Source organism: Bacteroides sp. MSK.18.37 (genome assembly GCF_019129155.2).
Lineage (GTDB): Bacteria > Bacteroidota > Bacteroidia > Bacteroidales > Bacteroidaceae > Bacteroides > Bacteroides ovatus.
This window is the reverse complement of record NZ_JAHOIB020000001.1, coordinates 1,705,238-1,720,251: the sequence shown is the minus strand read 5'-3', so window position 1 is coordinate 1,720,251 and position 15,014 is coordinate 1,705,238. Positions and strand designations below refer to the sequence as shown.

The 15,014-nt window shown below is 42.5% G+C and carries 6 protein-coding genes; 5 read left to right on the top strand and 1 reads right to left on the bottom strand.

All coding sequences use genetic code 11. The features are described 5' to 3' along the window. Positions 1 to 32: 32 nt before the first annotated feature. Complete coding sequence (locus KSX81_RS07180) at positions 33 to 944, bottom strand: EamA family transporter (RefSeq protein ID WP_004299199.1); 912 nt, start codon at positions 942 to 944, stop codon at positions 33 to 35. A 401-nt stretch (positions 945 to 1,345) separates the two neighbouring features. Here KSX81_RS07180 and KSX81_RS07175 point away from each other — a divergent pair, with 401 nt between their 5' ends. The 5 genes from KSX81_RS07175 to KSX81_RS07155 all read left to right on the top strand — a co-directional run bounded on the left by KSX81_RS07175 (position 1,346) and on the right by KSX81_RS07155 (position 15,014). Next, complete coding sequence (locus KSX81_RS07175) at positions 1,346 to 5,380, top strand: response regulator (RefSeq protein ID WP_004323491.1); 4,035 nt, start codon at positions 1,346 to 1,348, stop codon at positions 5,378 to 5,380. 131 nt (positions 5,381 to 5,511) lie between these two features. Further along, the gene (locus KSX81_RS07170) at positions 5,512 to 8,571 is read left to right on the top strand and encodes a SusC/RagA family TonB-linked outer membrane protein (protein WP_004323490.1); all 3,060 of its coding nucleotides are present in this window, start codon (positions 5,512 to 5,514) and stop codon (positions 8,569 to 8,571) included. Between the two features lie 14 nt (positions 8,572 to 8,585). Then, the gene (locus tag KSX81_RS07165; RefSeq protein WP_004299202.1) at positions 8,586 to 10,199 is read left to right on the top strand and encodes a RagB/SusD family nutrient uptake outer membrane protein; all 1,614 of its coding nucleotides are present in this window, start codon (positions 8,586 to 8,588) and stop codon (positions 10,197 to 10,199) included. Positions 10,200 to 10,224: 25 nt separating this feature from the next. After that, positions 10,225 to 12,339 carry a BACON domain-containing protein gene (locus KSX81_RS07160; RefSeq protein WP_004299203.1) on the top strand — a complete coding sequence of 705 codons (2,115 nt, stop codon included), beginning with the start codon at positions 10,225 to 10,227 and terminating at the stop codon, positions 12,337 to 12,339. An 11-nt stretch (positions 12,340 to 12,350) separates the two neighbouring features. Then, the gene (locus tag KSX81_RS07155) at positions 12,351 to 15,014 is read left to right on the top strand and encodes a glycoside hydrolase family 2 TIM barrel-domain containing protein (protein WP_004323488.1); all 2,664 of its coding nucleotides are present in this window, start codon (positions 12,351 to 12,353) and stop codon (positions 15,012 to 15,014) included.

Sequence of the window (15,014 nt, the reverse complement as noted above, 5' to 3'; positions counted from 1 at the left end):
TGCATTTTGATTGATTAAGTAGCAAAAGTATATTATTTTTTGTTCATCTGCAACAGCATACCCATCTTTTTTATGAGTGACTTGCCAATGATAATCAGGGTAACGGCGGTGATAATCATTAAAATACCCATCATTAAGCGGGGAGTCAGTTTTTCGTGAAACAGGAGAACACCGAAGAATAAAGCTGTCACTGGTTCCAGAGCACCCAATATTGCCGTTGGTGTAGAGCCTATATAATGGATGGCCAGTGCGGTACAGACCAGTGATACGGCAGTTGGCAGGATGGCGAGTGATAGTACATCGGCCCAGAGCCAGGCAGACGGTATTACTTGCAGTTCCGTACAGAAATTTAAACGGACGATATAAACCGATAGTCCGAACAAAATGGCATAGAAGGTAAGTTTCGTGGTCGGCAGGTTTTTCAATGTCGAACGGTTTACACCTACTATATATATAGCATAAGAGAGAGAAGACAACAGAACAAAGATAATTCCCAAAGTCGATAGCGGTTTGTTGCCGTCTCCCTGATAAAGCAAGGCAATGCCTGAAAGTGCCAGCAGGATGGAGAAAACGGTAATGGCGGAAATCTTTTCCTTGAAGAATATTCCCATAATGACAGCTACCATCACCGGATAAACAAACAGAATCGTTGAAGCAATTCCGGCATCCATATAATTATAGCTCATAAACAAAAGCAGTGATGAAAAAGAGAATAACAGCCCCATAATGACTAAGGGCAAAACGTCTGCCTTATGAAGTGCAAAAGACTGATGCTGCATTTTCATTAGAATACCCAATACGATTGTCGCAAAGAAGTACCGGTAGAATAAAACGGTATCGACACTCATTCCGGCTGCATAGAGCGGAAGTGCAAAAAGAGGATTCATACCGTAGCTCGCAGCGGCAATCGCTCCATAGATAAAACCTTTGGTTTTGTTAGTCATTGTTTTGCTTTTTTTAATGGCGTGCAAAAGTACGCAGTTCACCAATGATAAACAAGTGTTTAGGCGGTTGATAGTATAATTTAATCTTTCGTATGCAAAAAACTATTTCTTGGTAAAGAGATAACTAATCTTGTTTATGCATAAAATTAATCGTCTGACTATAGTCAAACTTGCGTCTGACTACTGTTAAACTTACGTCTAACTATAGTTGAACTTTCGTCTGACTATAGTCAGACGAAAAAGAATTAACCGTTAGATGATTAATTTTATTCGGTAGGGAGATTAGTTATACGCCTCCCGAGTAATAGTCTGCAGGCAATAGGCAATCAGGTTTTTGAATAAACGCTTGCATATATCTTGGATTTTCCCGAATATTGCATCTGAATTATCGAAAAACACAGATGGCCAAAGCTAAATTTCTTGTTGTTTATTGCCTGTTCATATCGGGACTTTGTTGCATGGCAAATGTGACGAAGGATATCAATATGCGCTTTAAGGACGTAAGGCAGGGACTTTCTCATCAAACGGTCAATTGTTTCTATCAGGATGAATTCGGATTTTTGTGGATCGGGACTCAAGACGGGCTGAATCGATTTGACGGACGTAAGTTTGAAGTATTCAAACCGGATAACGCTAATCCTTATTCCATCAATATCAATAATATCAGGCAGGTTTGCGGAAATAAAGCCGGATTGCTCTTTATCCGCAGTTTGCAGAGCGTGACTCTTTATGATATGCGTTTGAATCGTTTTAGGGTGTTGCGTGAAGGAGAAGTTGCGGGAATCTGTTATGCGCACGATGCATTATGGATAGCTACCGGAAAGGAAATCTACCGTTATCGCAACCTCGACCAGGCGCCCGAGTTATTCTTTTCATTTCCTTCAGATGAGGAGGATGTATTGATGAACAGTCTCATGGTTCGTCAGAATCAGACAGTGGTGGTGGGTACTTCTTCGAAAGGTGTATACTGCATCGACCAGTCTGCACATATCACCCGGCGTATGGATGTGGGAGCTGTCAATTCAATAACGGAAGACAGAAACGGGAGTATCTGGATAGCTACCAGAAACAGAGGGCTCATACGGTTGGATGAAGATGGAAAATTTACTCATTTCAAGCATAATAAGGTAGCTGAAAATACGATTAACCATAATAATGTGCGTCATGTGACGCAAGCTAATGATAGTCTCCTGTATATCGGAACCTATGCCGGTTTGCAGACTTTAAACCTGTTTACCGGAGAGTTTACAGATTATGAATATGACTTGAATGTGGAGGCGGCCGATATACGTTCTATTATTTCGATGCATTACGACGCTTCGGGGACTTTATGGTTGGGGACTTTCTATCAGGGAATCCAATATTATAATGTAGCGAATGATGCTTTCCATTTTTACCGCTCGTCTACGGCTGTTGGCGGTCATTTGAATTCTTATATTATCAGTTCCATTGCCGAAGACCGTTCCGGCCGGATCTGGTTTGCAAGTGAAGGAAGTGGGTTGAACTATTATGATAAACATACCAAACGCTTTTTCCCTTTAAAAAAGGTCTATTCTCAAGAGCTTTCTTTTAAGATAGTGAAGTCTCTTTATTATGAGAGAGAGCCGGATTATCTTTGGGTAGCTTCTCTTTATCAGGGAATCAACCGGATTAATCTGTCGACCGGACATATAGAATCTATCCCGGAAAACATCTATACTCCGGAAGGAAAAACAGTTGTTGACAGAGCTTATAATCTGGTGAAAATGATAGAGTTTGCCGGCCACGATTCTTTATTGATAGCTGCCAAGGGAGGATTGCTTGTATTGGATAAGAAACACCTTCGACTTCATCATTTCGAACACCCTTCGTTGGCTGCCAAACATCTGTCGCAGGTTTGGGATATGACGTTTGACAAAGACGGGGATTTATGGCTGACTACCTCTTTTGATCTGATACGAGTCAACCTCAAAGCGGGCACTGCCCATAGTTATCCTTTCTCCCAAATAGCGCAGAGCACAGCGCAGCATCACATCAACCACATTTTATGTGATAAGAAAGGACGTATATGGCTGGGATCGACAGGCTCGGGAATTTATCTATTTGATAAGAAGACAGATTCTTTTGTGGGATACGGAGCGAAACAGGGATTGGAAAATGGATTTATAACCGGATTGGTGGAGAGTCCTTTGGATGGTTCTATCTATGTGGCAACCAATGGTGGTTTCTCTAAATTCAATCTGGCAACGACTACATTCGAGAACTATAACAGACAGAGTGATTTTCCCTTGAATAATGTAAATGACGGAGGGTTGTATATTGCGTCCGACCACGATATTTACGTGTGTGGTCTGGCGGGTATTGTCTCTATCGCCCAGGAAAAGCTGAACAAACAGTCTGTTGACTATGATGTGTTTGTAAAACGGGTGCTTGTGGATAATACGGAAATACAACCACTTGATTCGTTGGGGCTTATCAAAGAAACCGTACTGTATGAACATCGGTTAGTATTGCCGCCCAGATATTCTTCCGTCACTTTTGAGATAGCAAGTAACACCCTGAATAATATTTCTAATATCGGCCTGGAATATAAACTTGAAGGCTTTGACAACGAATATATGAAGGCGGGCGATAATACGATGATTACCTATACCAATCTTCATCCGGGGCATTATACTTTCCATGTCCGTGGCGACCAGGTGGGCGTTCACGGTCAGGAAGCACCTTCCGTTAGTTTTGAGCTGATAGTGGAGGCTCCGGTTTATCAGCGGGCATGGTTTATTTTGCTGATGGTGCTGGCAGCTATCCTCATTGCCGGCTATATTATCCGTATGTTCTGGATACGAAAAACCTTGCGGCACTCTTTATTGGCCGAGAAACGGGAAAAAGAGTATATCGAAAGTGTGAACCAGTCCAAACTGCGTTTCTTTACCAATGTATCGCATGAATTCCGTACCCCGTTAACACTTATATCCAGCCAGCTCGAAATGCTCCTGATGCATAAGGACATTATTCCTGAAGTATATAATAAGATTCTGGATATTTATAAAAATTCCCGTCGGATGAATAACCTCGTGGATGAAGTCATTGATATCCGCAAGCAGGATCAGGGATACTTGAAACTAAAGATTTCTAAAGAGAATATTGTGGCGGTGATAGAGGAAATTTGTGGTTCTTTCTATAGTTATGCCCAACTGAATAAGATAGATCTCCGCTTTTCTTCCACTCTGAAAGAAGCTGATTTGTATATTGATAAAACACAGATAGAGAAAGTATTCTATAATTTATTGTCCAACGCTTTTAAGTATACGAAGCCTGGTGACTGGATTTCTGTTGAGCTGTCAGCGGAAGGAGATAATGACATTGTGATTTCAGTCAACAACCTGGGGGTAGGCATTGATAAATCCAAGATCAAACATGTATTTGAACGGTTTTGGCAGGATGATTCGGCAACAACCACACGAACTGTCAAAGGGTCGGGCATTGGATTGGCGATGGCGAAAGGAATTGTAGAGTTGCATCAGGGAACCATCGGAGTGGAAAGCGAACCGAATAGAGTTACCTCTTTTACCGTTACTCTCCACCGGGATGCGAATATGAATATGGAAGTCTCTTCCTCCGCAGACGAGCACGTTGCCGAACATTATATAATAGAGCCTCAAGAAATCTCGGAAATGGTGAAGCCGGATAAAACGGTGAAAATACTGATTGTAGAAGATAACCCGGAAATGCGTAAAGTATTGACGCAGATTTTTGAACAGATATATGAGGTATATACGGCTGCCGACGGGCAGGAAGGATTGGAACGGGCTTCTTCGCTCCAACCGCAGATGATTGTAAGTGACATCATGATGCCTGTCATGTCCGGACTGGAAATGTGCGAGAAGTTGAAAAGTAATTTGCAGACCAGCCATATACCTGTTGTCTTGCTGACAGCCCGCAACCGGGAAGAACATACTTTGGAAGGCTTGCAGACAGGTGCGGATGATTATATCTCCAAACCTTTTAATATCAAGATATTGGTAGCCCGGTGCAACAATATCATCCAGACTCGTAAACTACTTCAACAACGGTTTGTTCGAAACGACGAACCTAAAGTGGAAGACCTTCCGTTTAATCCGATCGATAAAAAGATGTTGATGGATGCTACGGCGATTGTGGAATCTTATATTGATAACCCAGACTTTGACGTAGCTACTTTTGCACGAGAAATGTGTATGAGCAGAACGTTGCTTTTCACCAAATTGAAAGCATTGACCGGACAGACCCCGAATGACTTTATTTTATCTTTGAGACTGAAAAAAGCAACAGAAAAATTGCGGAATGACCCCAATGCCCTGATTGCTGATATAGCATTTGATTACGGTTTTTCTAATCCAAGTTATTTTATCCGGTGTTTTAAAAATGCTTATGATATTACTCCGGCTGCTTATAGACGGAAATATGCAAACTCTTAATTTATAGTGTTTTATATACTTTCTGCCTGACGAGATTTGTACTATTTGAACTTTTATACGGACGATTCTATTATTCGAAATCATTAATAATTGGGATTTTTGCGCTGTAATCATTCAAATTATTACATAGTATGAAAAACATCGTAATTAAATGGGCTGTGTTCCTGACAGCCTTTCTTATCTCTTTAGAGGTTAGTGCTCAAAACGTCAGAGTTTCTGGAGTGGTGACAGACGCACTTGGACCGATCCCCGGAGTTAATATCATGGAGGAGGGGACTACTAATGGTACAGTGACGGATGTAAATGGAAAATATTCAATCAGTGTATCGGCTAAATCTACCCTTGTTTTTTCTTGTATAGGATATAAGGAACAAAAAATACGTGTCGGTACGAAAACGGTGCTGAATGTGAATATGGTGGAAGAGTCGAAAATGCTCGATGAATTGGTGGTTGTCGGTTATGGAGTTCAGCGTAAGAGTGATGTGGCCACTTCGGTAGCTTCGGTCAAAGCGGATGAAATGAGAACATTTCCCGCCGGAAATGTGGCTGACATGTTACGTGGACGTGCCGCAGGTGTGAATGTAACGAGTAGTTCCGGACGGCCGGGATCGACTCCTTCGATTACCATTCGTGGTTCCCGTTCTATCAGTGCGGACAATGCACCTTTATATATTATAGATGGTTCTCCTTCCAGTGCAACAGAGTTCAGTACGTTGAGTGCGGATGATATTGAATCGGTTGAAATCCTGAAAGATGCTGCGTCACAGGCTATTTATGGTGCACGCGCCAGTGACGGTGTGGTACTGGTGACTACCAAACGTGGTAAAGCCGGAAAAGTGGAAGTCAACTATAATGGTTATCTGGGTATTCAATCTCTCTGGAGAAATTTCGATTTCTACTCTCCCGAAGAATATATGCAGCTTCGTCGTGAAGCAAAGGCGCATGATAAAGGAATAATTGATGCGCGTGAGATTTCTATAGCCGAAGCGTTGGAAGACGAGGTGATGCAGCGGGTATGGGCCAGTGGAAAGTTTATCGACTGGGAAAAAGAAATGTTCAGAAATGCAATCTATCATAATCACGACGTCAGTGTACGTGGAGGAACAGAAAAAATCAAAGTATCGGCAGGTGCCAATTACTTTGACCAACAAGGAATGGTGGTTACCGGATCGGGGTATCAGAAGTTTTCTTTAAGACTGAATCTGGACTTTGAAATAGCCAAATGGATTAGTTTCGGTATCAATTCTTCTTATGCGATGACAAAACAAGATCGTGAGGATGGTAACTTTAATGATTTTATTACCAGTTCTCCATTGGCGGAGATATATGATGCGGATGGCAAGTATACAAAATATATCAACTCGGAAGGAAATTATAATCCTTTGTACCGTGCCGAACATTATGGACGTGAAGTAACCCGTGATAATTACCGCCTGAACTTTTTTATGGATGTGAAACCTTTCAAGGGATTCAATTATCGTCTGAATACTTCTGTTTATAATCAGACGTCTGAAGACGGTTCTTATAAAGATTCCCAATATCCGGGAGGCGGAGGAACGGCCGTTCTTGACGAATCGCGTACACAGAACTGGCTGGTTGAGAACATTGTGACCTATAAAGTGCCTATCCGGAACAAGAAACACCAGTTGACATTGACCGGCGTTCAGTCTGTCGACCATAATGGGTCGAAGTCTATCGGGTACTCGGTTGAGAATCTTCCGGTGGATAAAGACTGGAACTTCATTTCTCAAGGTGAGTTTACAGGCAAGCCTCGTCGTCAGTTTAATGAAAATAACCTGGTGTCTTTCATGGCTCGGGCGCAATATTCGCTTTTAGATCGTTATTTGTTGAACGTGGCTGTCCGCCGTGACGGTTCCAGCCGTTTCGGAAAAGAAAATAAATGGGGAACTTTCCCGTCGGCAGCTTTTGCCTGGCGTGTCAATCAGGAGAGTTTCCTAAGAGATGTGTCGTGGATTGATAACCTGAAACTGCGTGTAAGTTATGGTATTGTAGGTAATCAGAACGGTATCGGCAATTATACTACTTTGGGACTGGCTGATAATAAAGGATATGAGTTTGGAAATGTTTTTCAAATGGGATATTTGCCGAGCAAGGAACTGTCTAATCCAAACCTGAAATGGGAACAGTCTGCAACAGCTAACTTTGGTGTTGACTTTAGTTTCTTCAATGGGCGTCTGAATGGTACGGTTGAGTATTATAATACACATACGAAGGATTTGTTGGTGAAACGTTCCCTGAATGCGTCACTCGGATATACTACCATGCTAGATAATCTGGGAAAGACGAAATCCAGTGGTATCGATCTTTCTTTAAATGGTGACGTGGTACGTACAAAGGAGTTTACCTGGACACTCGGAACTAATTTCAGCATGTATAAGAATGAAATTGTCCGTATTGACGATACTCTCGATGAGAACGGGAAACCGGCAAGTCAGGTAGCCCAGGGGTGGATTATCGGAGAACCGATCAATGTATACTATGATTATCTGATAGATGGAATTTTTCAGTATGATGATTTTGATATCACTCGTGATGGTACGGGAAATCTGGTCTATACCCTGAAAAACACCTATGATAGTGATAATGACGGTGTGGCCGACAGTCCGATTAATTACGGTGGCGCTATTGAACCGGGAATGGTCAAGGTGCGTGATAACAACGGGGATGGAAAGATTACAGCTGATGACAGGGTACCTATCCGTAAAGATCCGAAGTTTACACTCTCCCTTTCTTCTACATGGAACTGGAAAGGATTTGACCTGTTCATGGACTGGTATGGAGTTTCCGGCAGAAAGATTAAGAACGGTTATTTGTACGAGTATAATTCCGGTGGTTCTTTACGTGGAAAATTGAATGGGGTGAAGGTGGATTATTGGACTCCGTTCAATCCTTCGAACAAATTCCCACGTCCTTCTTATAGTGCGGACCCTGCATATTTGAGTGCCATTGCCATTCAGGATGCTTCTTATATCCGTTTACGCACCTTACAACTGGGATATACTTTCCCCACCCGACTATTGAAGAATACTCCGATTCATAAATTACGCTTGTATGCAACAGCTACTAACTTGCTGACATTTACGGAGTTTAAATCTTATAGTCCCGAACTGACTCCAGGGTCTTATCCGGAGTCCAGACAATATGTGTTTGGTGTCAATGTTTCATTCTAAAATAAAGAATCCTTATGAAAAAGTTAATATATACAGCCTTTGTCATTTGCGGAATGTTGACCGCTTCCTGCTCGGATTTATTAAATCTGGAATCAAAAACAGACGTGACGAATAATTATCTGTTCACTACTCCCGAAGGGTTGAATACTGTCGTTACAGGATTGTATTCCCTGGCACGTGAATTGCCGGGTGGAGCGGATAATAACGAATCTAATCTGTACATCGTTACCATGTGTGACTTTAATACGGATATTGCCATACTTAGAGCAGGTGTTTCTACCTCAATCGGACGTTTGAATACAAGTTTTACTCCAAGTACCGGAGATGTCAATAAGTTCTGGAAACATCACTATGGGATTATCGGAAAAGCAAATGAAATTATTGTAGCGGCAGAAGCCTTGGGACTGGATGACAGCGATGTATTGCACGCATGGAGTGAAGCGAAATTCTTCAGAGGACGGAGCTATTTTGAACTTTGGAAACGCTTTGACCGCCTTTATCTGAACATCACTCCAACCACTGTAGATAATCTGAAACGGGAGTATAAACCGGCTTCTCATGAAGAACTGATGACACTGATGACAACTGACTTGGATGATGCGATGAAAGGTCTGGACTGGTCACTTCCTCAAAATAACGGAAATGTATTGTATGGACGGGTAACGAAAGCGACTGCCAAACATGTCCGTGCACAGGTTGCCATGTGGGAATCGGATTGGGATACAGCCATTGAGGAATGTGAAGACATCTTTAAACAGGAGGGCATTTACTCAATGGAAAAGAAGGCCGAGAATGTATTTAATAGCGCAGATTTGAAATCCCCGGAAGTGTTGTGGAGTTTCCAATATTCACAAAACTTGGGTGGAGGAGGTTCCGGAACTCCGGTTGCCGGACATCGTATCTCTATTCAGACCACTACCCGAATCAATAAAATTGCAGGTTGTATCAATACGGCCGATCAGGGTGGATATGGTTGGGGACGTATTTATCCGAATACCTATTTATTGAGTTTGTATGACCAGGCTAAAGATACACGATACAATGAATTGTTCGTACACCGTTTCAAATACAATGATCCTACTTCTCCTAAATATGGCGAATTGATTCCCCTTGCGAAAAGTTCCAGTTATTGTGAGACGCTGCATTTCATGTCGAAAAAATACTTTGATCAGTGGACTATGGCCGATAATCCGGACCGGACAACGGGATTCAAGGATTTGATTGTCTATCGACTGGCTGAAACTTACTTAATGGCGGCAGAAGCGTATATGCGCCGTGACGGAGGAATGAGCACGGATGCTCTGCGCTGCTACAATAAAACATGGGAACGTGCCGGGAATGACAAATTTGCGGGACCTCTGACGCAAGATATTCTTTTGGATGAATATGCCCGTGAACTGAACTTCGAGGGAGTCCGTTGGCCTTTACTAAAACGTTTGGGTCTTTTGGGTGAAAGGGTGAAAGCGCATTATGGCGAGACAAAAGCTGAAAATCCTTATTTAGATAAAGATTATGCGGAATGTCGTACCAGTTTTGTAGTTGGAAAGCACGAATGTTGGCCTATTCCACAGGAGCAGATTGACTTGATGGGGAAAGAGAATTTTCCACAGAATGAGAATTGGTATTAAGCGATTGATTATCTGTAAAACATGAATGAGTATGAAAAAAATAATATATCTGTTATTGATTTTAAATCTGGGGCTGCTTTCCTGTGTCGATGATGCGTCGGTACGTGTGATGCCTGAATTTAATTGTAAAGATACAAAAGTAAACCTGGCAAAAGCGGCGGGTTCTTCCGTCACATCGCTATTATATACTAATGTCGGTCAGGTTGTTGCTCAATATCAAGCGGAGTGGCTTTCTGTAGATGTAAACGCTAAAAGTGTAATATACACTGCCTTGACGCAGAATGACGGTGAGGATGCAAGGAGTACTGTCGTGAAACTGACTTGCGGTTCATATACAGTGGAAGTGACGGTTACACAGGATTCCAAAGAACCGGACCTTTCTTTGAAGGTAGGACAAAGTGTAGATGATGGTATCGGTATGATTTTCTGGGTGGATCCTTCGGACAAGATGGTAGGAAAAGCTGTATCTGTAAAACGTCAGGGAGGAAATCCTTTTGAGGCTTCTGTGATGTCTCATAATGCGCTTTCTACAGTGAATGGATATGCCAACACGGCTTTGTTTACTGCTCCTGCTGCAAATGATGCAGTGGCATACTGTCAGTCGTTGGGTGAGGGATGGTATCTGCCTGCACGTGATGAGTTATGGGAGTTGTTTGATGTTTACAACGGTATTGGACATGCTGATCCGGATTTTGCTTCGGTTGTACCTGATAAGTTGACGGAAGTTGAGAAAGCGGCCCGTGCGGCATTTGATAAGATGTTGACCGATTTGCAGGGTGATGTGATAAACGAGGCTGCCGGTTCGGGCAATGGGGAAAGCTATTGGTCGAGTACGGAAAATGCAGCAGGGGATAAGGCTTATTGGGTACGTTTCGGAAAGTCTGGTGCTGATGCAGGAAATAAAACAGCTACCAACCGTTTTGTGAGATGTATGCGCACAATTGGTGATTATACTTATCCTGAAGAGCCGGCAACTCTGACGGTTGCTCCCAATCCTGTGACATTGGAAGGTGCTAACGAAGCGGAAGCAAATGTTACGTTGACATCCAATAAGAGTGTATTCAGCGTGGTGTTGGCAGATGATTCCTGGCTTTCATATACTATTTCAGGCACAACAGTTACGTTCAAGGCAAAATCAAAAAATACCACTGGTAATATTCGTACGACAATTGCTACAATAACAGCCGGTACTGGCGCAGCCGCAAAAGCAGTGGAGGTAACAGTGAATCAAAATGTAGCTGCCGAGGGAGACGCTTCCCTCGAATTGAGTACCAATACGGTGACTATTACGCCTGATGCGGTAGCAAAATCAGAGGTAATCACAATGATTTCTGATGAGACGGAATTTGCAATAAATATCACTGATGAATCTTGGGTGAAAGCGTATGTTGATGTAACAAATAAAACTCTTTATTTTTGGACATTATCTCCCAATCTGAATAGTTCTAACCGGGTAACGACTGCTACGGTAACAGCCGGAAGCGGAGCGAATGCACCTAAACAAGAGGTTACGATTACACAGAGAGGATTTTTAAGTTCCGAGTTTGCGGTGGGACAGGTAATTGCGGATAATGGTTCGTTAAAAGGAGGCATTGTGTTCTGGGTAGATGGAACTAATCGTGGTAAAGCGAAAATCATGTCGTTGGACAGAGAGAATTTGGCATGGTCTACAGCAGGCTCTCCGGCTTCTACCGGAGTGGATTTATCCGGAGATGATGGATATACTAATACTATGGCGTTGGCTGCATTACCAAATGCATCGGAAATGCCTGCCATTAAGTTCTGTATGGACAAGGGGACAGGTTGGTATTGGTCGGGGAGAAAAGACTTGGAACAAATGTTTGAAACATATAATGGAACCACTGTAGCAAATGCAACAAATGATAATCCGAATGCGATTACTGATTTTGAAAAAGCCAATCGTGCAGCATGGGATCGGGTTGTCAGCAATGCGGGAGGAACTATTATGAATGAGGCTGCGTCATCTTCTACAGGAGATACATATTGGGCTTGTCGTGAGGCTTCGAATGGTGTGAATGGATTTTATGTACGTTTTGGAAAGCCTATATCTTGGAGCAGTGCAACCTCTAAAAAGAGTTCTTTAAGATATATTCGTGCAGTTCGTTCAATCTCGAAATAATGGTATTAGGTATGTATAAGGTATATAGAAAAATAATCTTAGCCTGCTTGTTATTGATTGTTGCCGGCACGGTCTGCGGTCAGCGTGTGACGCAAACGATCAACGATGGTTGGAAGTTCTCCCTCTTTGAGGGAGACGCGTCCACTGCTGACTTTGATGTGTCCGGTTGGACTGACGTTTCCATTCCTCATACTTGGAATGCAAAAGATGCAGAAGATGAAATCCCCGGTTATTTCCGGGGAAAAGGCTGGTACAGGAAAGCCGTGACAGTGGAGGAACTGATTGTCGGTCAAAGAGTTTATCTTTGTTTTGAAGGAGCCAATCAGGAAACAAATGTATTTGTGAATGGAAAGTTGGTAGGGAATCATAAAGGTGGTTATTCTGCTTTTACGTTTGATGTGACTGACTATGTTCATACCGGACGCAATCTGGTAGCAGTGAGTGTTGACAACTCTTATAATCCGGATATTGCTCCTCTTTCGGCAGACTTTACTTTCTTCGGCGGACTTTATCGGGATGTTTATCTGGTGTATACTTCGCCCGTGCAACTGTCTACCACCCATTATGCTTCCAGTGGAGTATATCTCAAAACTGTTGGAATAACAGACGCTCAAGCGGAAGTGTGTGCAAAAACATTCTTGTCCAATGCTTTGAAAAGTAATCAGGCATTGATTCTTGAAACGGAGATTTTGGATACAGACGGCAATAGAGTGGCACTTTCCGCAAAGAAAGTGAATGTGAAGGCAGGGGAGAAGAATGTAGCCTTTGAAGCGTTGATGACTATTGCGCAACCCAAACGGTGGGATGTTGATTCTCCTTATTTATATAAGGTGTATAGCCGTTTGAAGAATAAAAAGGGAGAAGTTCTCGATTGCGTTGTTAATCCGCTGGGAATCCGTGAATATCATTTTGATGCGGAAAAAGGTTTTTTCCTGAACGGGAAATATCGGAAATTGATTGGTACCAGCCGGCATCAGGATTACAAAGGAATGGGGAATGCCTTGCGGGATGAAATGCATATCCGGGATATACAGTTGAGTAAGGATATGGGAAGTAATTTCCTGCGAGTGGCTCATTATCCGCAAGATCCGGTTGTGATGCAGATGTGTGATAAATTGGGGCTGTTGACTTCGGTTGAAATTCCGATTGTAAATGCCATTACTCAAAGTAGGGCGTTTATGGACAACTGTGTGGAACAGGCTACGGAAATGGTTTATCAGAACCATAATTATCCGTCTGTCATCATTTGGGCTTACATGAATGAAGTGCTTTTGCGTCCTCCCTTTAATCCTGACAACAAGAAAGAACGGGCGGAATATATGAAGTCTCTTCATCAAATAGCTTCGGCTGTTGAGGCGCAGATCAGAAGTCTGAACTCGGAACGCTATACCATGTTGCCTTGTCATTCTGCTTCCCAAATCTATCAGGAAGCAGGGATTACTGAATTGCCGATGTTATTGGGATTTAATCTTTATAATGGATGGTATGGTGGTAATTTGGACGGATTTGAAGAGAAACTGGAAGAACTTCACAAGGAGTTTCCTCATAAACCGTTGCTTATTACCGAATATGGGGCGGATGTAGATACTCGTATTCATTCTTTTTCGCCTGTGCGGTTTGATTTTAGTTGTGAGTTTGGCTCTGTCTATCATGAACATTATTTGCCTGAAATTCTAAAGAGGGATTATATCGTGGGGGCTATGGTCTGGAATTTGAATGATTTTTATTCCGAAGCCAGAAGAAATGCCATGCCTCATGTGAACAATAAAGGGTTGGTAAGTACGGATAGAGAACGTAAGGACGGATATTTTCTTTATCAGGCTTATCTGAAAGAGTCACCTGTTCTGCATATTGCTTCTAAATCTTGGAAGAATAGGGCAGGAGCCAGTCGGGATGGAAAGAGTTGTACGCAACCGCTGAAAGTTTATACTAACGCGGATAAGGTGGAGGTCTTTTTGAATGGAAAAAGTTTGGGAGTATATCCGGTAGCAGATAAGGTGGTTTCCGTGGACATTCCTTTTGTAAACGGAAAGAATGTGGTGGATGCTGTGATTGAAAAGGAGGGACGTGAATATCGTGACCAGTATGTTTGTGATTTTAAATGTGTCAATGTGAAGAATGGCTTTACGGAAATCAATGTACTACTGGGTGCTCGACGCTATTTTGAGGACCGGATAGCAGAGATGTGCTGGATACCCGAACAGGCTTATGCAGAAGGTTCATGGGGATATATTGGTGGGGAAGTGGCTCCGAACAAAACTCGTTACGGTTCTTTGCCGGCCAGCGATAAAGATATACTGGGGACGGATCAGGATCCTATCTTCCAGACACAGCGAGTAGGCATTGAAGCTTTTAAGGCAGATGTACCGGATGGTGTTTATGCTGTATATTTGTATTGGACAGAACTTACTTCTGAAAATAAAAGAGAGGCTTTGGTGTATAATTTAGGAAATGATGTGGTGAGGGAGGACTATATTAACCGGGTATTTTCTGTGGATATAAATGGAGTATCTGTTGCCAAACAACTGAATATTGCAGAAGAATACGGTTCCGAACGTGCGGTTATTAAGAAATATATTGTTCCGGTTTCACAAGGAAAGGGGCTTGTCGTTCGTTTTGGAGCGGTGGAGTCTGTGCCCATTTTAAATGCAATACGAATCGTAAAAGAATATTAG

Coding starts and splice junctions, on each gene's coding strand:
- KSX81_RS07180 (WP_004299199.1), bottom strand. CDS start 944: ATGACTAACAAAACCAAAGGTTTTATCTATGGAGCGATTGCCGCTGCG.
- KSX81_RS07155 (WP_004323488.1), top strand. CDS start 12,351: ATGTATAAGGTATATAGAAAAATAATCTTAGCCTGCTTGTTATTGATT.
- KSX81_RS07160 (WP_004299203.1), top strand. CDS start 10,225: ATGAGTATGAAAAAAATAATATATCTGTTATTGATTTTAAATCTGGGG.
- KSX81_RS07165 (WP_004299202.1), top strand. CDS start 8,586: ATGAAAAAGTTAATATATACAGCCTTTGTCATTTGCGGAATGTTGACC.
- KSX81_RS07175 (WP_004323491.1), top strand. CDS start 1,346: ATGGCCAAAGCTAAATTTCTTGTTGTTTATTGCCTGTTCATATCGGGA.
- KSX81_RS07170 (WP_004323490.1), top strand. CDS start 5,512: ATGAAAAACATCGTAATTAAATGGGCTGTGTTCCTGACAGCCTTTCTT.